At 61.0% G+C, this 17,932-nt stretch carries 18 protein-coding genes and 1 pseudogene; 12 read left to right on the top strand and 7 right to left on the bottom strand.

From position 1 onward, the window contains the following. Positions 1-30: 30 nt before the first annotated feature. The 4 genes from ACSQ3Z_RS03385 to ACSQ3Z_RS03370 all read right to left on the bottom strand — a co-directional run bounded on the left by ACSQ3Z_RS03385 (position 31) and on the right by ACSQ3Z_RS03370 (position 4,257). The gene (locus ACSQ3Z_RS03385) at positions 31-1,119 is read right to left on the bottom strand and encodes an ABC transporter ATP-binding protein (protein WP_436169963.1); all 1,089 of its coding nucleotides are present in this window, start codon (positions 1,117-1,119) and stop codon (positions 31-33) included. 11 nt (positions 1,120-1,130) lie between these two features. Next, entirely contained in the window at positions 1,131-1,967 is an 837-nt protein-coding gene (locus ACSQ3Z_RS03380) for a carbohydrate ABC transporter permease (protein ID WP_436169962.1), read from the bottom strand. Continuing rightward, the gene (locus ACSQ3Z_RS03375; protein ID WP_436169961.1) at positions 1,964-2,824 is read right to left on the bottom strand and encodes a carbohydrate ABC transporter permease; all 861 of its coding nucleotides are present in this window, start codon (positions 2,822-2,824) and stop codon (positions 1,964-1,966) included. The genes ACSQ3Z_RS03380 and ACSQ3Z_RS03375 overlap by 4 nt, the downstream gene beginning before the upstream one ends. 164 nt (positions 2,825-2,988) lie before the next feature. Then, positions 2,989-4,257, bottom strand: coding sequence for an ABC transporter substrate-binding protein (locus tag ACSQ3Z_RS03370; RefSeq protein ID WP_436169960.1), 1,269 nt, complete (start codon positions 4,255-4,257; stop codon positions 2,989-2,991). Positions 4,258-4,364: 107 nt separating this feature from the next. Between ACSQ3Z_RS03370 and ACSQ3Z_RS03365 the strand changes: the two genes are divergently transcribed. From ACSQ3Z_RS03365 to ACSQ3Z_RS03355, 3 genes are all read left to right on the top strand, one after another. After that, entirely contained in the window at positions 4,365-5,249 is an 885-nt protein-coding gene (locus tag ACSQ3Z_RS03365) for a helix-turn-helix domain-containing protein (RefSeq protein ID WP_436169959.1), read from the top strand. Then, positions 5,250-6,164: a phytanoyl-CoA dioxygenase family protein gene (locus tag ACSQ3Z_RS03360; RefSeq protein ID WP_436169958.1), complete on the top strand. Its 915-nt coding sequence runs from the start codon at positions 5,250-5,252 to the stop codon at positions 6,162-6,164. Between the two features lie 152 nt (positions 6,165-6,316). Next, a complete protein-coding gene (locus ACSQ3Z_RS03355) occupies positions 6,317-6,949 on the top strand; it encodes a methyltransferase family protein (protein WP_436169957.1) in 633 nt (210 codons plus the stop codon). Here the strand turns inward: ACSQ3Z_RS03355 and ACSQ3Z_RS03350 are convergent. Both ACSQ3Z_RS03350 and ACSQ3Z_RS03345 read right to left on the bottom strand, forming a co-directional pair. Then, positions 6,943-7,170: a hypothetical protein gene (locus tag ACSQ3Z_RS03350; RefSeq protein ID WP_436169956.1), complete on the bottom strand. Its 228-nt coding sequence runs from the start codon at positions 7,168-7,170 to the stop codon at positions 6,943-6,945. The genes ACSQ3Z_RS03355 and ACSQ3Z_RS03350 overlap by 7 nt on opposite strands. After that, a complete protein-coding gene (locus tag ACSQ3Z_RS03345) occupies positions 7,167-7,922 on the bottom strand; it encodes a COG4280 domain-containing protein (RefSeq protein ID WP_436169955.1) in 756 nt (251 codons plus the stop codon). The genes ACSQ3Z_RS03350 and ACSQ3Z_RS03345 overlap by 4 nt, the downstream gene beginning before the upstream one ends. Positions 7,923-8,201: 279 nt before the next feature. Here ACSQ3Z_RS03345 and ACSQ3Z_RS03340 point away from each other — a divergent pair, with 279 nt between their 5' ends. Then, a complete protein-coding gene (locus ACSQ3Z_RS03340; RefSeq protein ID WP_436169954.1) occupies positions 8,202-10,163 on the top strand; it encodes an acyltransferase family protein in 1,962 nt (653 codons plus the stop codon). Between the two features lie 321 nt (positions 10,164-10,484). On the opposite strand, the gene ACSQ3Z_RS03335 is transcribed toward ACSQ3Z_RS03340, so the two are convergent. Continuing rightward, positions 10,485-10,739: a DUF982 domain-containing protein gene (locus ACSQ3Z_RS03335; RefSeq protein ID WP_436169953.1), complete on the bottom strand. Its 255-nt coding sequence runs from the start codon at positions 10,737-10,739 to the stop codon at positions 10,485-10,487. Positions 10,740-11,045: 306 nt separating this feature from the next. On the opposite strand from ACSQ3Z_RS03335, the pseudogene ACSQ3Z_RS03330 reads away from it, so the two are divergent. The 8 genes and pseudogenes from ACSQ3Z_RS03330 to ACSQ3Z_RS03295 all read left to right on the top strand — a co-directional run. Beyond that, positions 11,046-11,471 (top strand): annotated as a pseudogene (locus ACSQ3Z_RS03330) (Arm DNA-binding domain-containing protein); the annotation flags it as partial. After that, on the top strand, positions 11,396-12,460 hold the full coding sequence (locus ACSQ3Z_RS03325) for a tyrosine-type recombinase/integrase (protein ID WP_436169952.1): 1,065 nt from the start codon (positions 11,396-11,398) through the stop codon (positions 12,458-12,460). The pseudogene ACSQ3Z_RS03330 and the gene ACSQ3Z_RS03325, both read left to right, overlap by 76 nt. Positions 12,461-12,649: 189 nt before the next feature. Beyond that, positions 12,650-13,276, top strand: coding sequence for a hypothetical protein (locus tag ACSQ3Z_RS03320; protein WP_436169951.1), 627 nt, complete (start codon positions 12,650-12,652; stop codon positions 13,274-13,276). A gap of 262 nt (positions 13,277-13,538) precedes the next feature. Next, positions 13,539-14,036, top strand: coding sequence for a hypothetical protein (locus ACSQ3Z_RS03315; RefSeq protein WP_436169950.1), 498 nt, complete (start codon positions 13,539-13,541; stop codon positions 14,034-14,036). 191 nt (positions 14,037-14,227) lie between these two features. Then, positions 14,228-14,479: a helix-turn-helix transcriptional regulator gene (locus ACSQ3Z_RS03310; RefSeq protein ID WP_436169949.1), complete on the top strand. Its 252-nt coding sequence runs from the start codon at positions 14,228-14,230 to the stop codon at positions 14,477-14,479. After that, complete coding sequence (locus ACSQ3Z_RS03305) at positions 14,476-16,125, top strand: primase-helicase family protein (protein WP_436169948.1); 1,650 nt, start codon at positions 14,476-14,478, stop codon at positions 16,123-16,125. Before ACSQ3Z_RS03310 ends, ACSQ3Z_RS03305 begins: the two co-directional genes overlap by 4 nt. Positions 16,126-16,976: 851 nt before the next feature. Continuing rightward, positions 16,977-17,477 carry a hypothetical protein gene (locus ACSQ3Z_RS03300; protein ID WP_436169947.1) on the top strand — a complete coding sequence of 167 codons (501 nt, stop codon included), beginning with the start codon at positions 16,977-16,979 and terminating at the stop codon, positions 17,475-17,477. An 11-nt stretch (positions 17,478-17,488) separates the two neighbouring features. After that, positions 17,489-17,932, top strand: coding sequence for a hypothetical protein (locus tag ACSQ3Z_RS03295; RefSeq protein ID WP_436169946.1), 444 nt, complete (start codon positions 17,489-17,491; stop codon positions 17,930-17,932).

Below are 17,932 nucleotides of genomic sequence, written 5' to 3'. Positions count from 1 at the left end.
CATCGGTCAGGCAAAGAAAAGTTCTGGCGCTTAGCGAATGCGTGCGCCCTTGGTGTCGAAGAGCAGCGCCCGCTCGGCCTTGATCGACACCACCAAATGGTCGCCGCTCGCCCGCTGCCGTGAGGCCTCGCGCTCGATGATCAGTTCCTGGTCGCCGCCGGCATCGGCGTAGACGTAGCTCACCGATCCCAGATGCTCGGCGACATCGGCCTTGACCGATATGTCGCAGTCGCCTTGCCCGGCATCGAAGAAATGCTCCGGCCGGACGCCGAGCACGACATCGGCGCCGACGGCGGGCGGTGTGGTCTGGAGCGGTTTTTTGAGCCGCGCGCCGGCATGGTTCACGAGCTCGACGGTCGCGGAACCATTGTCCGCCTCGACCACCTTCGCGGCCAGGAAATTCATCTTCGGCGAGCCGATGAAGCCGGCAACAAAGCGGTTGGCCGGGTCGTCATAGAGGTCGAGCGGCGCACCGATCTGCTCGACATTGCCGGCCTTGAGCACGACGATCCGGTCGGCCAGCGTCATCGCTTCGGTCTGGTCGTGCGTCACATAGATCATGGTGACGCCGAGCTCCTTGTGCAGGCGCGAGATCTCGACCCGCATCTGCACGCGCAGCTCGGCATCGAGATTGCTCAGCGGTTCGTCGAACAGGAACACCTGCGGCTCGCGCACGATGGCGCGGCCGATGGCAACGCGCTGGCGCTGGCCGCCAGACAATTGTTTCGGCCGCCGCTGCATCAGTTCGTCGATGCACAGGATCTCGGCGGCCCGCTTCACCCGCCGCTCGGTGTCGGCCTTCGGATTGCCGTTCATCCTGAGGCCGAAGCTCAGATTCTGCTCGACCGTCATGTGCGGATAGAGCGCGTAGGACTGGAACACCATGGCGATGCCGCGCTCGGCCGCCTCGACGTCGTTCATCACCTTGCCGCCGATGGCGATTTCGCCGCCGCTGATGTCTTCCAGCCCGGCGACCATCCGAAGCAGCGTGGACTTGCCGCAGCCGGAAGGGCCGACGAAGACGACGAACTCGCCGTCGGCGATGTCGATGTTGGCGCCATGAATGATCTCATAGACGCCGAAGCGCTTGACGACATTGCTGAGCGTGACGGCGGCCATCTCGTCCTATCCTATTTGATGGCGCCGGCGGCGATGCCGGCGATGAAATGACGCTGCAGCAGCACGAAGACGACGAGCATCGGCACGGTCAGCATGACGGCGCCCGCCATGATGCCGCCCCATGACACTTTGGTGAGACCGATCAACGTGCCGAGCGCGACCGGTGCCGTCATCGCGCCCGGCTGGCTGTTGATCAAAAGCGGCCAGAGATAATTGTTCCAGGAGGCAAGGAAGAGGATGATGGCGAGCGCCGCCAGCATCGGCCGCGCCAGCGGCAAGGCAACGAACAGGAAGATGCGCCATTCCTTGACGCCTTCGACGCGGGCGGCGTCGAACAGATCGCCCGGCATCATCGAAAAACTCTGCCGCATGAACAGCACGCCGAGCGAATTGAACAGCGGCGGCACGATCAGCGCCACCCAGGTGTTGGCGAGCTGGAAATCGCGCGCCACCATGATGAACTGCGGGATCAGCACCACCGCATAGGGCAGGGTGATGGTGCCGAGGATGATGGCGACCACCACGCCCTTGCCGACGAAATTGTAGCGGGCGAGTGCCCAGCCGGCCATCGAGGTGAGCAGCACCGAGAGGAAGGTGTAGGTCACCGCCACCGAGACGGAGATGCCGATGGCGCCGACGAAATTGGTGTCGCGCTGCAGGTTGTTGAAATTGTCGACGAAATTGTCATGCGGCAGAAGCTCGATGCCGGGGCTGAAGATGCCGTTGTCGGGCATGGTCGAAAACACCACCATCATCCACAGCGGAAACAGCCAGATCAGCGCCAGCGGCGTCAGGAACAGATGCAGCGCGATGCTGCGGCCGAGCCTTGCTTGCGAACGCGAGCTCATTTCGGCTCCTTCGTCAGCCAGAGCTGCACCAGCGTGATGGCGATCGCCAGCCCCGCCATGGTGTAGGCGACGGCCGAGGCATAGCCGAAATTGAGCGAGCGAAAACCCTGGCGGTAGAGCAACAGGCCGAGCGTCTCGGTGCCGCCGCCCGGTCCGCCGCGCTCGGTGATCAGGAAGGGCTCGGTGAACAGCTGCATCGTGCCGATGATCGACAGCACGGCGCAGAAGACGATGATCGGCTTCAACAGCGGCAGGGTGATGTAGAAGAACTGCTTCACCTTGCTGACGCGATCGAGCGTCGCCGCCTCATAGACGTCATCCGGGATCGATTGCAGGCCAGCCAGCAGGATGATGGCGTTGTAGCCGGCCCAGCGCCAGGTCACCGCGATCATGATCAGCGCCATCGCCGGCGTGACGTTGGAGAACCAGTCGATGCTGGGCAGGCCGACGCTGTTCAGCAATTTGTTGATGATGCCGAAATTGAGGTTGAACATCAGCCGGAACACCGCCGAATACGCGACCTCGCCAACCACGACCGGGGCGAAGAAGGCAAAGCGGTAGAGGCCGCGCGCCTTGAGCAGCGGCGAATTCAGGAACACCGCCATCACGATCGCCAGCGAGATCATCACCGGCACCTGGATGACGAGAATGAGCAGCGTGTTCTTCAGCGCATTGAAAAAGGCCGGGTCGGCGATCAGCCTGCCCCAGTTGAAGGTCGGGGCCCAGCGCCACGGCACGGTGCGCGTCGCCTGGAAGGAAATCAGGAACGAGCTGATGATCGGCCACACCCAGAACACCGAGAAGATCAGCAGATAGGGCGCCAGGAAACGATAGGCGGTCGCGTTCTGATGGCGCATCGTTTCCTCCCGTTCTTTCGCCTTGCACCCGCTGGGTGGCGTGTTGTTACTCAACCGGTGCGGTCCGGACGTTTAGGGCAGCGTTAATTGTCGGCGTTTGCGCCACCCCTCATCCGCCTGCCGGCACCTTCTCCCCGTAAACGGGGAGAAGGTGAGCTGATCGCTCACTTGATCGGCAGGCCGGTCGCCGAGGCGATCTGGTTCGCGGCATCGTCGAGCGCCGCCTTGGCATCGGGATAGCCGCCGGCCAGATATTTGGTCTGCACGGCGCGCATGATGATCTCGGCGTCGCTCTGGAACGGCGTGCCGCGGCTCGGCACGACCTTGGGCAGAGTGGCCAGGATGTCCTTCCACACCGCCTGGTCGCCCCAGTAGGGCAAGCCCTGCGAAACATAGGGGTCGTCGAGCGCCGAGATCAGCGACGGCACCAGGCCGAAATCCTTCAGCATGGTGATCTGGCCTTCATTGGTGGCCAGCGTATATTTCAGGTAGGCGTAGGCGGCTTCCTTGTTCTTGCTCGCCGAGGTGATAGCCAGCGAGGAGCCGCCGAGATTGGCGGCGCGCGGGCCGTCGGCGGTCAGGCTCGGCATCAGATAGACGCCCCATTTGCCGTTTTCGCCGGCCGATTCGGTGCGAATGGTGCCTTCATACCAGCCGCCATAGACCTGGGTGGCGACGACGCCAGCGGTGTTGTTGGTGATCTTGGTGCCCCAGTCGGCCGACGCCATGATGCCGGCGTCCTTCATTTCCTTGATCTTGGTCAGCGTATCGACGCATTTGGGCTGGTTGACGGTGATCGACTGCCCGTCGGCGGCGAAATAGGCGCAGCCCTGTTCGTTGGCGATCATGCGGAAGAATTCGGTGTCGCCGTTGAAATCGGCGTTGGTCATGGTCACGCCCGGATTGGCGGCCTGGATCTTCTTGCCGGCGGCGATGAAATCGTCCCAGGTCTTGATCGAGGCGGGATCGACACCGGCCTTCTCATAGAAGTCGCGGCGGTAGAAGGCGGCGACCGGGCCGGAATCCCAAGGCATGGCATAGGCCTTGTCGCCGACTTCCAACTCGGTGCGCTTGAAGTCGGGGAATTTCTTCTGGTCCTCGGCGGTATAGCCCAGCGTATGCAGGTCGACGAAGCAGTCGGGGAACTGGCTCCAGTAGTTCTCGGCCTCGCCATTCTCGATCGAGATGATATCCGGAAGGCCGACGCCGCCGGCGGCGCAGCCGGCAATCGACTTGTCGTAGGTCGGCTGGTTGCCGAGATCCTCGACAGTCACCTTGATATCGGGGAATTGCTTGTTGAAGCCGGCGACGGTGGCCTTCAGCGACGAAGCCGCGATGTTCCAGCTCCAGATCGTGATTTCGCCGGATTGCGCCATGGCCGGGCCGGAGCCCAGGGCAAGCGCGAGCGCGGCGCAGGTCAGTGTGGTGCGCATAGAAATCCTCCCATTTCATTTGCTCTCTCTTGGCGAGCGTGGCTAAGATTATGCAGCGCGGAAGGCTTGTCCCCGACAAAGGGAATAAGAAATTGGCGGAAAGTAAGATGCCGGAAAGGCCGTTTTATCAGCCTGGCGCCAGCAGCGTGGAGGGCCTGCCGCTGCTGCTGCAGATGTTCCACACGCAGCCCCTGGTGATGCTCAAGCCGCATTGGCATGCCCAGGTCGAGGTCAATTTCATCGTCCGCGGCAGCGTGCACTACCGCATGAACGATCATGAGATTTCGCTGTCCGCCGGCCAGATGTGCCTGTTCTGGGGCGGCCTGCCGCACCAGATGGACGATTTGTCTGACGATGCCGTCTATGCCGGCGCGCATCTGCCGCTGGTGCATTTCTTCCGGCTGCATCTGCCCACCGATGTCCGGCACCGGCTGATGACGGGTGCTACCTTGGTGAGCGATGCGACCGACCGGTCGGACGACGACAATTTCGAGCGCTGGAACCGCTATGTCCGCTCGGGCGATCCGGCAAAGGCCGAGCATGCGGTGAACGAGCTGCTGCTGCGGCTGGAGCGGATGCGGTTCGAGCCTTACCAGCTGGTGCCGGAAAATCCGATCGGACAGGCAGCCGGCAGCCCCTTCGATCAGCAATCCTCGCGCAATGTCGGGCGCATGTGCGACTTCATCGCCGAAAACTTCCTCTACGAGATCGACTGCGTGAACATCGCCGGGGCAGCCGACATCCATCCGAAATACGCCATGAGCATCTTCAAGAAATCGACCGGCATGACGCTCAACGAATATGTCAACCTGCTGCGGCTGAGCTACGCCCAGGCGCTGCTGATGCATGAAGATGCCAATGTGCTGCGCGTGGCCATGGACTCGGGCTTCGGTTCGCTGAGCGCCTTCAACAAATCGTTCCGCAAGCTCGCCGGCATGTCGCCATCGGATTTTCGGCGCGAGCGTGCGAGCGCCGGCTATTCCGTCCTCTAGATGTTCGGATATCGAGCCGTCGCGCCGGCCAATCTGGTCACCAATGGCAAGACGCTGTCGAGCGCGCCCGATCGGCTCGGCCATCTCGTGCCGACCGATCCGGGAGTCGGCGTCGCGGCAATCCGCGCACTCTACCAGGCAAACGGCTATGTCTGGCTGAAGGGTTTTCTGAGCCGGTCCGATGTCATCGATTTCCGCGGCTGGGTCTTTTCCCGCCTCGGCGATACCGGGCTGATCGAGCCTGGCTCGAATCCTGCCCTTGGCATCGCGGCCGCCGGCATGTTCGACAAAAGCCTCGCCGACCGTCGGCTGATGTCGCTGGTGCGTTCGGCCACCTATGAGGGTTTTTGCGCGCAGCCGCGCCTTTCCGGCTTCATGGACCAGTTCCTCGGCGGCCTATCCTACCTGCACAAGCGCAAGCTGATGCGGTTCACACAGCCCGGAACGCCGACCGCAACCCCGGCGCATTACGATCTGGTCTATCTGCGCGGCGGCACGAGCCGCGTGGTGACCGCCTGGATACCCATCGGCGATACGCCCGCGGAGATGGGCGGCCTCGCCTATCTGGAAGGCTCTCATGCGATCGGGACGGCGATGGAGGCCCGGTTCGAAAGGGACAATGCCGCACTGGCGCCGCAGGAGCGGATCAGCGCCTTCAATCGCAACATGACCGAGGGCGGCTGGGTGTCCAAGGACCTGCCCGACATGGCGGAGCGTTTCAACACGCGATGGCTGGTCGCCGACTACGAGGCCGGCGACGTGGTGCTGCACTCGCCGTTCATGATCCACGCTTCCACGACCAATCAAAGCGCCGACAGGCGCATCCGGCTTTCGACCGACATCCGCTACCAGAATGTCGATGACGAGATCGACGCCCGCTGGAGCAATCACTGGAGTCTCGACGACATGCTTTGAGTGACTGGTCCTGGGCACCGGCATCTGTCCCGCCGCTTACAAATTCGTAAGAATGGCCAGAATCCCGCGCAGGTACCTCGCCATGAGCTTGCGGAACGGCTATTGGATGGCGTCGGTCTATCTCCACCGACCCCCGGAGCTGCGGACATACAATGGGCTACGCGTCCCTCAAGCCGACGGCGAAGGTGTTCGATCAGCACAGGCGCCTGATCGTCGTCCAGGTTGCGGCAGTCGTTGCCTTTGTCCCGTTGCTGTTTGCGAAGCCATTCCTCGGCGAGGGCTCGGACGGGCACGAATTCGTCGAAACGCTCGGTGTCGGATTTGTTCTTGTCTGCTTCATCGGGCGTCTGTGGAGCATCCTCTATGTCGGCGGCAAGAAGAACGCCGAACTGATTTCCTCGGGACCATTTTCGGTCACCCAGAACCCGCTCTATTTCTTCTCCACCGTCGGAGCGACAGGTGTTGGATTGATGTACGGGTCCGTGCTGGCCGCCGCGGCCTTGGGTCTGGCAAGCTTCGTCGTCTTCAGGGTCACGGCGCGCAAGGAAGCCGAGTTCCTGCTCGGAAAATTCGGCCCGGCCTACACCGCCTATACGGAGCGGACGCCGCGGTTCTGGCCGAACCCCCTGCTCTACAACGACCAGGCCGAGCGCCAGTTTTCGACGCGCACCTTGAAGCGGACCTTCCGGGACGGGCTCTATTTCCTGGCCTTGTTCCCGATCATCGAACTGGCCGAGCATTTGAAGAACAGCGGCGTGCTGCCGGTGTTTTTCACCCTCTATTGATCATTGATCATTGGCGTGTGCCGCGCGGCGCGGCGAACGCTGTGCAGCAGGATGGCGAGACAGCCGACCAGCAGCAGGAGGCCGCCGGCGAGCGGCGGCAGAGCCAGCAGCTTTACCGCCGCGGTGATCGCGGCAATCAGGACCAGCGCCAGCAGCGCCAGACTGCCGTCGTCGACGAACATGCCGACGAGTTCCTTCAGCACAAGACGGATGAGTTTCATCGAGCGACCCCTTCAGCGGGCTGCGGATAGCTGCTGCGCAGCCAGCGCACGATGGCAAAGGACGCCAGCGCGACGATGGCGAAGATGAGGAGCAGGGCCAGGTCCTCGCCCGGCCACTCGGCGCCGATGCCTTCGCCGGTCCAGAAAATGCCGAAGCTGGTCAGCATCAGCCCGACAACGAATTTTAATGCGTTTTCCGGCACCCGAGCCAGCGGCCGGTGCAAGGCGAACCCGACCAGCATCACCAGCACGAAGGCCGCCAGCGCACCCAGGCTGGCGTAGAGCGTCTGGCCATGTGCCGCGCCGACGGCAATGACGATGAACACCACCTCGACCCCCTCGAGCAGCACCGCCTTGAAAGACGCCAGTCCCGCAAGGTAGTCGGCGCGGCGGTCATTGGCCTGTTGCTGCAGAAGAGCGGTTTCCTTTGAGAAGGCCAGATCCTCGTCACGCAAGGCGATGACGCCGCCGCTGCGCAGGATGGACTTTCGCAGCCAGCGCATGCCGAACAGGATCAGCAGGACACCGACCACGAACTGCATGATGGTGATCGGAACCAGCGCCAGCAGCGGCCCGAAAGCCAGGACGAGCGCCGCCAGCACGGCAAGCGCCAGTGCGGCCCCGATCAGCGCCGGGCGCCAGCTGCGGGTGACGCCGACGGCAAGCACGATGGTGAAGGCTTCGACGACCTCGACGAAAGACGCAAGAAAGGCAGCCGTGATCGTCGAAAGGATGGGTGTCAGTGTTTGCATGAAGGCTTCCTGTCTTGTCTCGTCTGACCATGATCCTTTGATCGTGGTTCGGAATCACTATGCCGCCAACACCACACAGCGCCCCGACGGCAGCGAAAAAGCAAGCGAAGCGCCAACCGATGGATATGGGGCCAATCGAGCCGCACGCGACGCGCTCCGAGATCGACCGCCAGCCGCCAACCTCTGGTGACCGCGGGCGGACTTTGATACGGATCGCGGCAATCAATGGGCGGGGTCCGGGATTTCGGCCGAAAAACCGTTCGAAATTGCGGGGGCATCTTGCGGGCAGTATCCGAGCGGCGTGGCTTTCGACCGGAAATACAGGGGCTGCGCGGCCTGGCGGTGGCTCTGGTCGTCGTCTACCATTTGTGGCCAGGCATCCTTCCGGGCGGCTATGTCGGCGTCGACGTCTTTTTCGTCATTTCAGGCTATCTGATCACCGGCATGCTGGCTGAGATGGCCGCGCGGGATGGCCGGGTGTCGCTGGTCGGGTTCTATTCCCGACGGGTGCGGCGGCTTCTGCCGGCGGCAACGCTGGTGCTGCTTGCGACGCTGTGCGGAACGCTGCTGTTCCTCTCGAAGGCGCGCTGGGAGGAAACGGCCAACCAGATCCTGGCCAGTGCGCTCTATGTCCAGAACTGGCGGCTGGCGGCGATCGCGGTCAGCTATCTCGATGCCGAAAGCCTGCCGAGCCCGGTGCAGCACTACTGGTCGCTGTCGATCGAGGAACAGTTCTACATCGTCTGGCCGATCCTCATGATCGGCGTGATCTGGTTGGCGAAGCGTCGCGGATTTCGCCTGGGACGTGCATTGGTTGGTGCGTTGTCGGCCGTTTGCGTTGCGTCGCTGGCCGCCTCGATCGTGTTGACGGCAAAAGACCCCGCCCAGGCCTATTTCGTGTCGCAGACGCGCATCTGGGAGCTTGCGCTGGGCGGCCTGCTGGTCCTCAGCGAGCACCGGCTTGCACTTGATATCTTCGCAAGACGATTGCTGGGGGTCGCCGGTGCGGCCGGCATCCTCGCCGCCGCGACGTTGTTTTCCGCGGCAACGCCATTCCCGGGCGTAAGTGCCTTGCTGCCAACAGTGGCTACCGTCCTTGTCGTCCTGGCGGGCGACGTCAATTTCGGGCGATTTCGCGGGCTCGATTCAAGGATCCTTCGCTTCATCGGCGACCGGTCGTATTCGATCTATCTCTGGCATTGGCCGCTGCTGACCTTCTTTCTGGCGCAAGGCTATCCGCCGACGCTCTTTAGCGGCGTGGTCCTGATCGGGCTGACCCTGACGCTGTCGGAGCTCTCCTACCGGTATGTCGAACAACGATACAGGCAGGCTATAGGCGGCGCATGGTGGAAACCGCTGGGCTACGGCACGCTGGCGATCCTCACATGCGCGGCGGCGTCCGGCGGTCTGCTCTATGTGCTGAAGACCGAGACCATCGACCGAGCTTTGGTTGGAACGCCATCCTATCCCGGGCCTGCCGCTCTTGTCGCGGGCGCTGCGGTGCCGGACAACGTCGACCTGCTGCCGCCGCTGGCGCGGCTGAACCGGGACATTCCGGTTGTCTACGCAACGAAATGTCATCAGATGGAGGGCTCGGAGCCGACGCGATGTCTTCTCGGCGATCCCGCGGGTGCAAAGACCATGGTCCTGGTCGGCGATTCGCACGCCGCCCAATGGGCTCCGGCGCTCGACAAGATCGCTAGGGACCACGGGCTGAGGCTGGTCAGCCTTACAAAATCCGCCTGCCCGTTCACCCGCGCCTCGATTGGAAATGCCAACTCCGCTTTGTCCTGCGCAGAATGGCGGGAAAGGGTGCTCGCCGAGATCATCAAGCTCAGGCCGGAACTGGTGCTCACCAGCCAGTCCAACTACGGCTCCGTTCCGCAGGAACAGATGATCGAAGGCTTGCGCAGCCTGTGGAGCAGGCTTGCGGAGGCCGGCTCGCAAATCATCGCCATCCGCAACACGCCTTATGTCAAGTTCGACCCCGGCGACTGCCTGAGCGCCACGCCGCAAAAATGTTTCACCCCGCGAAGCGAGGGTGAGCCGAGCAACGTGTTGGCGGAGGCTGCGCAAGGCCAGAAGAATGCGCGCTTCGTCGATATGATCGACGCCATATGCGGCCCGCAGCTTTGCCCGGCCGTTGTCGGCAACATCATCGTCTGGCGGGACCATCACCATTTGACCGCGAGCTATTCGCTGGCCCTGGCTCCTTACCTAGCCCTGAAAGCGGGGTTTTAGCGGCGCCGCCCGGCACGAAGCCGCCGATTTGCAATCCGGGGGGCGCCGCCCGACGACAAATCAACCGCAAGCGCTCTATCTCAACCGGATTTGACTCAGGCTCATCCGATTTATCGCCTCGGACCATGGCCATTTTGGCAAATTAGCAAAGATGCGCGAAGGGCCTATGGATATGCCAGCCGGCGAAACTATCCCCTCTATCGCCGGTTAGGCCCGGCGGCCGACCCCACACCCAGCCACGACCGCTGGGCCGCTCCGGTGCTAAGCGAGATGTTCGACTCCGCGATGCCAGGACCATTGCCCCGAGGCGGCACAGGTATTTCAGTTGTCTTCTTCAATGCGTGGAAGGAGGCGACCATTCTCTATGGCAGCAATCCTGAAGCACCTCCTGGCCTCCTGCGGAGTCGCATTGCCAGCCAGGGCGGCAGTGCAAACGCGTGCCGCTCGATTCCAGTGCGGGCCACGCTCGGTCCATGTCAGGAGTTCCTTGGACGCAGCTTGGACGTTGCCGATCAGAAGTCGGTGACCGGCACTGGTCTTCACGGGGACCTTGGGGCTGAACGAGAGGACGGACATTAGAGGAAGCTAATGGAAGTCGTGAATGTTGGGTAGAGCGGAGATGGCGTAGGCTGTAGGCTGCTCGCTGGCCGGTCCGTCGCGTCTCGCCGCAAGCCCGCCCGGCAGAGCTAGTGCGGCGCTCCACCGGTGCTGCCCCTGAAAACGAAAAAGCCGCGGAGTTCCGCGGCTTTTCGATGCTTGATCCCGAAGGAAACTGGAGCGGGTGAAGCGATTCGAACGCTCGACCCCAACCTTGGCAACCCATTGATTCGACGACACTTTTCGTCACGTCGAGTAACTCCTTCATCCAGAAAACGATTGTCTATGGGCGCGGGGAGCGGAACGATCAGTTCCGTCGAGTTCCGTCGAAAACCGCGACATGCGGCTCCCCTCGGAAACCCGGCGAGCGACCAACTCACGCAACCCGAACGATCGGGGGAGCAAATGGCCACGACGAGCAAAAAGCGACTGACGAACCAGACTCTTGAACGCATGACACCGCCTAAGACCGGCCGGCTCGAGGTGGGTGATGATTTGTGCCCAGGCTTAATTCTGCGAGTCTCCGATCACGGGGCGAAATCCTTCTCGGTGATCTACAGGGTTCTCGGCGAGGGCGGTGTGACCGAAACAGGTCGCCCGCTGACAGGCAAGCAACATCGGATCACCCTTGGCCAATGGCCGGTGGTCGGCCTCGCAGACGCCAGAGAGCGTGCCAGGGCAATTTTAGCCAAGGCCGGCGCGGGTGCAGACCCGAGAGCCGAGCTGGCGCGTCCAGCGTTCGAGAGCGTCGGGCGAATACATTTTCGGCGGTGTTGGAGAGACACATCAGGCAGGACGCCGCGAGGACGATATCGAGCTGGCAGAACGTCGAGAGAGTGCTCCGGTTACATGTCGTTCCGCGCTTGGGCGACACGCCGATGGCCGACATCCGCCGTGCCGATGTCCACGAGATAATCGATGACCTTGTGACCAGCGGCCGGATCGGCACAGCACGCGAAGTCCGGAAGCAAATGTCGCGGATTTTTAACTGGGCAACGGATCGCGAGATTATCTCCTTGAACCCGCTGAGCGGCATGAAGCGCGCTGACCTGGCCCGCAACACAGAAGCGGGGCGCGCCCTTTCGGATATAGAGCTCCGGTCGATCTGGCAGGCGGCCGAAGAAATGCGATATCCGTTTGGTTCGCTCTACCAATTCCTGATGCTTACGGGTCAACGACGCGCGGAGTGGGCATTCAGCCAGCGCTCCGAAATCGACACGGCGAACCGCTGGTTGGACCTTGGTAAAGAGAGGTTCAAGAGCCGTCGCGAGCATATCGTGCCGATGTCGGACTCGCTGTGGGCCTTGTTCGAGCGGTTGCCGGTCTGGGCCGGCGCCAACGACTACTTTGTGTTCTCGTCGCGGCATGGTCATGTTCCGGTTGCCGGATTCTCTCAGGGTAAGCGAGCGCTGGACGATCTGGCGCAGGAATATCTGCGGAAGGAACTGGGCAAGCCTGATGCCGTCCTCCAGCATTACCGCATCCACGATTTTCGGGTGACCTGCGAAACTCGCCTGGCGCACCTCGGCTTCAATCAGGAAGTCCGCGACGCGGTGCTAGGGCATGCGAAGCCGGGGCTACAAAAGACCTACAACAAGCATGATTACCTGGAGGAGAAGCGGCGGGCGCTGCAGGCCTACGCCGAACACCTTCTCGCCGTGGTCAACCCGCAAGGTGGCGTACTCCGAGCGGCGGCCTAGGATGAAGGCCGCTTGCTCGGCGGTGCACGGAAGCTGCACCTCTGACGCCGGCAACCAAGTTCCCACTCGCTAATCTGTTCGATCGGTCGAGAACATGCTTGACTAGCATTCCTTGCGGAAAGCGCATCAACCACTATGCCCGGTTCGTCAACAACTCCTCGTCGAAAAAAACGGCGGACTAGGTCGCAGGTGCGCACGACCCACGACAGGAGGCCGCCGAAAAGCCTCGAAGAAATCGCGGACGAGTACAAAGTCCCCCTAGCCTCGCTCTCCGAAGCGGTTCGTTCGGCTGAAATAGCATTTGAATGCGAGATCTCGGCTGAAGAGACACGTGTGCAGGCCCGAGAAATAATCCCCCATTTAAAGAAGCTCAGGCGATCTGTGGAGAAGCTGCAACGTAACTGGAAGGCGATACCCCGTTCAAAAAGGGAACGGGTGAGTAGTTGGACCAGTCCGGGTACAAAAACCATGAATCCCGTAAACGCTCGCCTCGACGATGTTATCGATTTCATAGAAGATTTTTGCGAACACAATGGAAGACGGCCCGGCAATCAGGAAGTCTCACGGTCGGGTGGGGGGAAAAACGCCCTCGCGCCCCTTAAGGTCTTTACTGAGAGCATGGCTCTGTACTGGAAGTCTGAAAAACAACGACCGGTGGGGCACCTTTTACAAGACGAATATCCTCCTGGGTCAGATGAAGATTCCGGAGTGCTTGAGCCTCATCCCGAAGGTATGCGCTTCATCTTCGATGTGGCTGGGCATTTGCCTGAGAGCTATACCGCCACAAACTTAAAAACCGCGCTCCGCAGCCTCTGAGAGAGGACGGGATTATTCCCGACGTTTGACTCTTGGCTGAAATGGCCCGGTTTCGTTCTCAATCGATGCGACTCCTGCCCTGAGCAAATGGTCACTTCGTCAATAATATGGCGACGCCGCTGGGGCCGAAATCGCCGCGCGGCCAAACGCAAGTGCATCAATTCGTCAGGTTTCATGCTGGAATATCTGTGCTAGCCAGGAGTGTTTCGATCGCTCATTTCTTTCCCGTCGACATTGGGGTCGGCGAAGGAAGGAGCGATCTATGGAAGAGAACGAGGACAAAAATCGCAATTCTGACGATAGCGTCGAGGTGATGTCGGATGAAGCTCGCAAGTTCGGAACGTGGGACGTATGGACCGATGCCCAAGCCGAGCATTTCACTCAAGAAGTGATCAAAGGTCATGCTTGGGACGTCGATCGCGGCAATCCAGTTGTCGCGGGTGCCATATCTATCGCGCGCTCTATGAAAAAGGCGCCGGGCATCGAGGAAGGTGCGAAGGGTGTTCTCAATGCGATGTGGTGGATTGCCGAATCCGCCATGCTTGAGCTGACCACCAATCCCGAGGCCGATCCAGAAATCCTAGACGCCTTTCATCGCATTTGGAATGCGACCTGCCGGGCTGCGAGGCCGGGTTATGGCGAAGGATGGCATAGATTGGACCCGCGATCTCTCGAGCCTGCACGGCTTGAACCCGAACCGCTACCGGGGGAAACTGAATCGTCGCCCGCAGTCACACTGCCGGCGAAACCTAGCCGCTGAGATCACTCAAGATAGGCCTGCCAGGGCGTTTTATCTCAGCTTACTCCGATGGGTCGAAAGGGACGTTGCCGGCACGCACGCCGGCGACGGATCAAGGCCGCCACTAACCTTAGAAACAAGGGGCAGAGGCCCCTTGTCTCTTCAAAAAAAGATTTAAGTTCGAGGGAAGGAGCGGAACTCAAAGGAACTCTATGACCAACAGGTTTATCAGCATGCATGACGTGATTGACCGCGTGCCGTTTTCAAAAACGCAAATTTACCGGAAGATTGCTGACGGTACGTTTCCTCGGCCGGTGCCGCTCGGACCGCATAGGGTCGCGTGGCTAGAAAGCGAAATTGATGCGTGGGTCGCCGAACGCTTGGCTGCACGTGACGCGCTTAAGGGCCTCGAAGAGCGTCGGCTTCGCGCGTCACGGCGAGCGATGGGGGCACGTAAGCCATGACCACTGTCTTCGACCAGCCGCCCGGCCCCGAAGAGGTTGACAAGGATATCACAGCGCAGCCCTGGATAGCTAGGCTGCGGCTTACCTTCGAGGCCTACGCGACCCGGTGCAGGGCCGCTGGCCGCAATCCCGATATCACTGAGTGGTTTGCTCACCTTGATCTCACTGACGAGGAACTTCAGCTTGTCGACGGCATGATCGAGGCACGTCGGAACGACTTCTGCCGGGACGAGATTGGCCCCAAATTCGTCATCCGCGAGTACGGCAATAGAGCCCGTGTGGGCTGGTTCGATTCCCGTGGCGAACTCGCAACAATGAGCTTCGCCGAGTTCAGGAACGCTCACTTCGAGAAGAGAATTCAGGTGGGCCAGGACGATGGTGGAAAGCCAAAGACCGTACCGCTCGTGGATCACTGGCTTCGGCATCCATTGACGCGGCGCTACGAGCGCGTCGAGTTTCGACCGAAGTCGGCAACGGCGAACGATGTTCTGAATCTCTGGCGAGGGTGGCCACACGGACTGGTCCCAGGGTGGGAAGAGACTCGGCTTGGCCCGGACGGTCCGCAGCCAGTTGTCGACAGCATCTTCGACGGACCGAAAATGCCGCCGGGGTACTGCGACATGTTCCTTGACCACATGCTTCACAATATGTGTGGCGGCGACCATGAAACCTTCAACTATCTGCTGGGCTGGATGGCCGACGCCCTCTGGAATCCCGGACCCTGCGATACCGCAGTGGTACTGCAGGGGTCGCAAGGATCGGGGAAAACGTTTTTTGTCGAACGATTCATGGAGTTTTTCGGTGTCCATGCACTGACGCTCGACAACGAGGATCAGGTGGTCGGACACTTCAACAAGCACCTGATGAATAGAAGCGTCATTTTCGCCGACGAGGCATTCTTTGCCGGAAATCCTAAGCATGCGGCGAGACTAAAGACACTGGTGTCGGCGCCTGAGCTTTTGGTCGAGCCCAAAGGGGTCGATCCTTTCGTGGTAGACAAAATGTTCCGCTTGATCATGGCGTCCAACGACGACCACGTCATTCGCGCCGAGCGCGATGACCGACGAAATCTGGTGCTCGGGGTCGATGCCGGCCCACACAACCAGGATCGCGAGTACTTCGCTCTTATGCATGACGAGTGGAAAACGGGCGGCCGGCGCGCGCTGTTTCGTTGGCTGACTGGCGCGTATTGGGGTGAACAGGTGGGCCAGGGTCGCTTCCGCAAATGGGACCGGCCGGTAACGGCGGCCCTTCAAGAGCAGAAGGACATGAGCTTGCCGCCCGCGCAGATGGCCATTTACAATATGCTGTGCGAGGGCGAGCCGCCGAGCCAGGCCAAGGATGATCCGACAACCGGCAACGTCTTCGTGGCGACCAAGCTCTTGATGGAGGGCAATAAGCTCAAGCCCCAGCAGGCAAAGGCTGTTGGCGATTTGCTGCGCATGCTCGCCGGCAGCGCTGCGAAAAACGACAGGCAGTATTTCGGCGACGGTGCCTTGCGGCGACAATATCGGGGGTACTGGCTTCCAGCCCTGCCTGAGTGCCGGAAACGCTGGGAAGCTCATCTTGGCCGAACGGTAGAATGGCCTGCCGACGTCGACAGCTGGCAACCGTTGCCCGCCGAAACCAGTCAGGTCCCGTTCTGACCGCCGTCGATCGGTAGAAACCCATTGGCGCCGGTGCGCGGGAGCACGGGCGAGGAACCCGGCTTAAAAGGCGACCCGGCTCTGGACCCGCCTTCCTAATTTTCCTTCATTTACGGTGCTTTAGGTAAGCCCAAGGCGGGAGGTCGGGTAAGTCGGTGTTTGCTGAGGTACCGCTCGCGTGTGACTAGTTTGGTCACAGTCAGTAACGAATCTTCTGACTATTTTTCGAACCGACTTTCCGACTTATCCGGCTTAGTTCTTGCTAAACATTTGAATGCATTGAAGATTTCAACAGTCGGGTTTGCCGAGGCGGAAAATAGCAAAGACCCCTGGATGCGACTTGATTGGCCTTTGGGTTTTAGCCTTTGCCGGCATCGACTGGATTTCGTTGCCGGCGGTTATAGATTCAACGGCCCGGCCGTCTGTGGGCCAGAAGCCATGCTTTGGCTTGATGCCTGTCACCCTCGTCAAGCGCGCGATCCAGAAACAGATCTGTCTGGACTGCCTGACCGATCAAGCCGCGGCGGACTGGCCTCGAAGTCCGTCGCGATTGCCGCGGAGGGGACCCGTGGAAAGACACCGGACCCAGTTTTTTTGACCGGGCGGGAGGCCTCCGGCGACACATACTGCGGATCATGGTCGGGAACCGATCCTGAGGCCGAACAGGAAGACCTTCCGTCGGCAACTTGATCGCTGGTCGGCACTGCCCTTCGCCTATCGACAGCCATAGCCTGCCCAACGCCTCAGGCCGAAAATCAATGTATGCCTGTCATGCATTGACAGCGTCGGGGATGCAATGTATACCCGCTACACATTGCAAGTTCGTACGCAAGCGATTACGGGAGGCGAAGATGACGACGGAAACCGAGAAATTCACAGTCAACGTGAACAAAGATGCCATGAACGCCGTCCGCGCAGAGGCGCAGGACAAGGGCGTCGAGGCGAGCGCGCTGATACAGCGAGCCATTCATCAACTTGCGATCGACACAGGCAGGATGGACCCCGCAACAAGCGCGATGCTCAAGGCCCAATATGAGATCATCGACGAGTTCGTCGGACTCTCGAAGCGGCTTTTCCACGAAGGTCGCTTCGACGAGCATTTTGTGCTCACGGTGTTCAAGGCCGCGATCGAGTCACCCAAGCTCAGAGCCCGCTATGAGCGCGCAATTGGCGGCGACGCCTTTGCCGTCAAGTTGCCGGGCAAGACGCCGCTGAATATGTATCTCGGCTGGTACATCAAGAACGCGATCGGCGCCGAGCCCAAGCTGGACGCAAACAATCAGCCGGTGCGTGCCCAGGTGCGCGGCGAGCCCATCCAGAGCTACACTTTATTGCGTTCGAGCGGTCGGTAGGGGAGAAGATCATGCAGATGACGATCGACAAGTTGAAGGCAATGTCGCCGGAGCGTCGGGCAACGCTGTACGAAAATGCCAGAAAGCGCATCGACCAAGGCGGTCAAGAAATCATAGACCTGATCAACGCGTCCGGCCTACCGCTTCGTTCCGGCGGGATCACGTTCTCCGACCCGGTTCACCTCCGTATGGAAGAGATCGCATGGTCCATTCAGGGCAAGAGAACCATGGTGGAAGCGACAGAGGCAGGTCTACCGGCCTTGGCAGGCGTCGAACCGCTGATCGTGGCCGACCTTGGACCTCTCTATCACCCGCATGACCTTGGAACTGTCGACGCCGGCTCCATAGTTGGGCAAGTGATGCGCCATCTCGGGTATGAGCTCGTCGATCGCAAGGACATGCCGCCAGGTTCCGTGGCGAAGACTGCCGCGACGTGGAGGCCACGGATTAGGTAG

It is taken from the genome of Mesorhizobium sp. LjNodule214, assembly GCF_964252735.1.
Lineage (GTDB): Bacteria > Pseudomonadota > Alphaproteobacteria > Rhizobiales > Rhizobiaceae > Mesorhizobium.
The sequence above is the reverse complement of the archived record's forward strand: the minus strand, read 5'-3'. Positions and strand labels throughout refer to the sequence as shown.

What these genes read in the sequence shown, in the direction of transcription:
- ACSQ3Z_RS03360 (WP_436169958.1), top strand. Translation starts at nt 5,250, where the DNA reads ATGTTCGGATATCGAGCCGTCGCGCCGGCCAATCTGGTCACCAATGGC.
- ACSQ3Z_RS03300 (WP_436169947.1), top strand. Translation starts at nt 16,977, where the DNA reads ATGACGACGGAAACCGAGAAATTCACAGTCAACGTGAACAAAGATGCC.
- ACSQ3Z_RS03310 (WP_436169949.1), top strand. Translation starts at nt 14,228, where the DNA reads ATGACCAACAGGTTTATCAGCATGCATGACGTGATTGACCGCGTGCCG.
- ACSQ3Z_RS03325 (WP_436169952.1), top strand. Translation starts at nt 11,396, where the DNA reads ATGGCCGGTGGTCGGCCTCGCAGACGCCAGAGAGCGTGCCAGGGCAAT.
- ACSQ3Z_RS03295 (WP_436169946.1), top strand. Translation starts at nt 17,489, where the DNA reads ATGCAGATGACGATCGACAAGTTGAAGGCAATGTCGCCGGAGCGTCGG.
- ACSQ3Z_RS03365 (WP_436169959.1), top strand. Translation starts at nt 4,365, where the DNA reads ATGCCGGAAAGGCCGTTTTATCAGCCTGGCGCCAGCAGCGTGGAGGGC.
- ACSQ3Z_RS03385 (WP_436169963.1), bottom strand. Translation starts at nt 1,119, where the DNA reads ATGGCCGCCGTCACGCTCAGCAATGTCGTCAAGCGCTTCGGCGTCTAT.
- ACSQ3Z_RS03350 (WP_436169956.1), bottom strand. Translation starts at nt 7,170, where the DNA reads ATGAAACTCATCCGTCTTGTGCTGAAGGAACTCGTCGGCATGTTCGTC.
- ACSQ3Z_RS03305 (WP_436169948.1), top strand. Translation starts at nt 14,476, where the DNA reads ATGACCACTGTCTTCGACCAGCCGCCCGGCCCCGAAGAGGTTGACAAG.
- ACSQ3Z_RS03335 (WP_436169953.1), bottom strand. Translation starts at nt 10,739, where the DNA reads ATGTCCGTCCTCTCGTTCAGCCCCAAGGTCCCCGTGAAGACCAGTGCC.
- ACSQ3Z_RS03355 (WP_436169957.1), top strand. Translation starts at nt 6,317, where the DNA reads ATGGGCTACGCGTCCCTCAAGCCGACGGCGAAGGTGTTCGATCAGCAC.
- ACSQ3Z_RS03315 (WP_436169950.1), top strand. Translation starts at nt 13,539, where the DNA reads ATGGAAGAGAACGAGGACAAAAATCGCAATTCTGACGATAGCGTCGAG.
- ACSQ3Z_RS03380 (WP_436169962.1), bottom strand. Translation starts at nt 1,967, where the DNA reads ATGAGCTCGCGTTCGCAAGCAAGGCTCGGCCGCAGCATCGCGCTGCAT.
- ACSQ3Z_RS03345 (WP_436169955.1), bottom strand. Translation starts at nt 7,922, where the DNA reads ATGCAAACACTGACACCCATCCTTTCGACGATCACGGCTGCCTTTCTT.
- ACSQ3Z_RS03370 (WP_436169960.1), bottom strand. Translation starts at nt 4,257, where the DNA reads ATGCGCACCACACTGACCTGCGCCGCGCTCGCGCTTGCCCTGGGCTCC.
- ACSQ3Z_RS03375 (WP_436169961.1), bottom strand. Translation starts at nt 2,824, where the DNA reads ATGCGCCATCAGAACGCGACCGCCTATCGTTTCCTGGCGCCCTATCTG.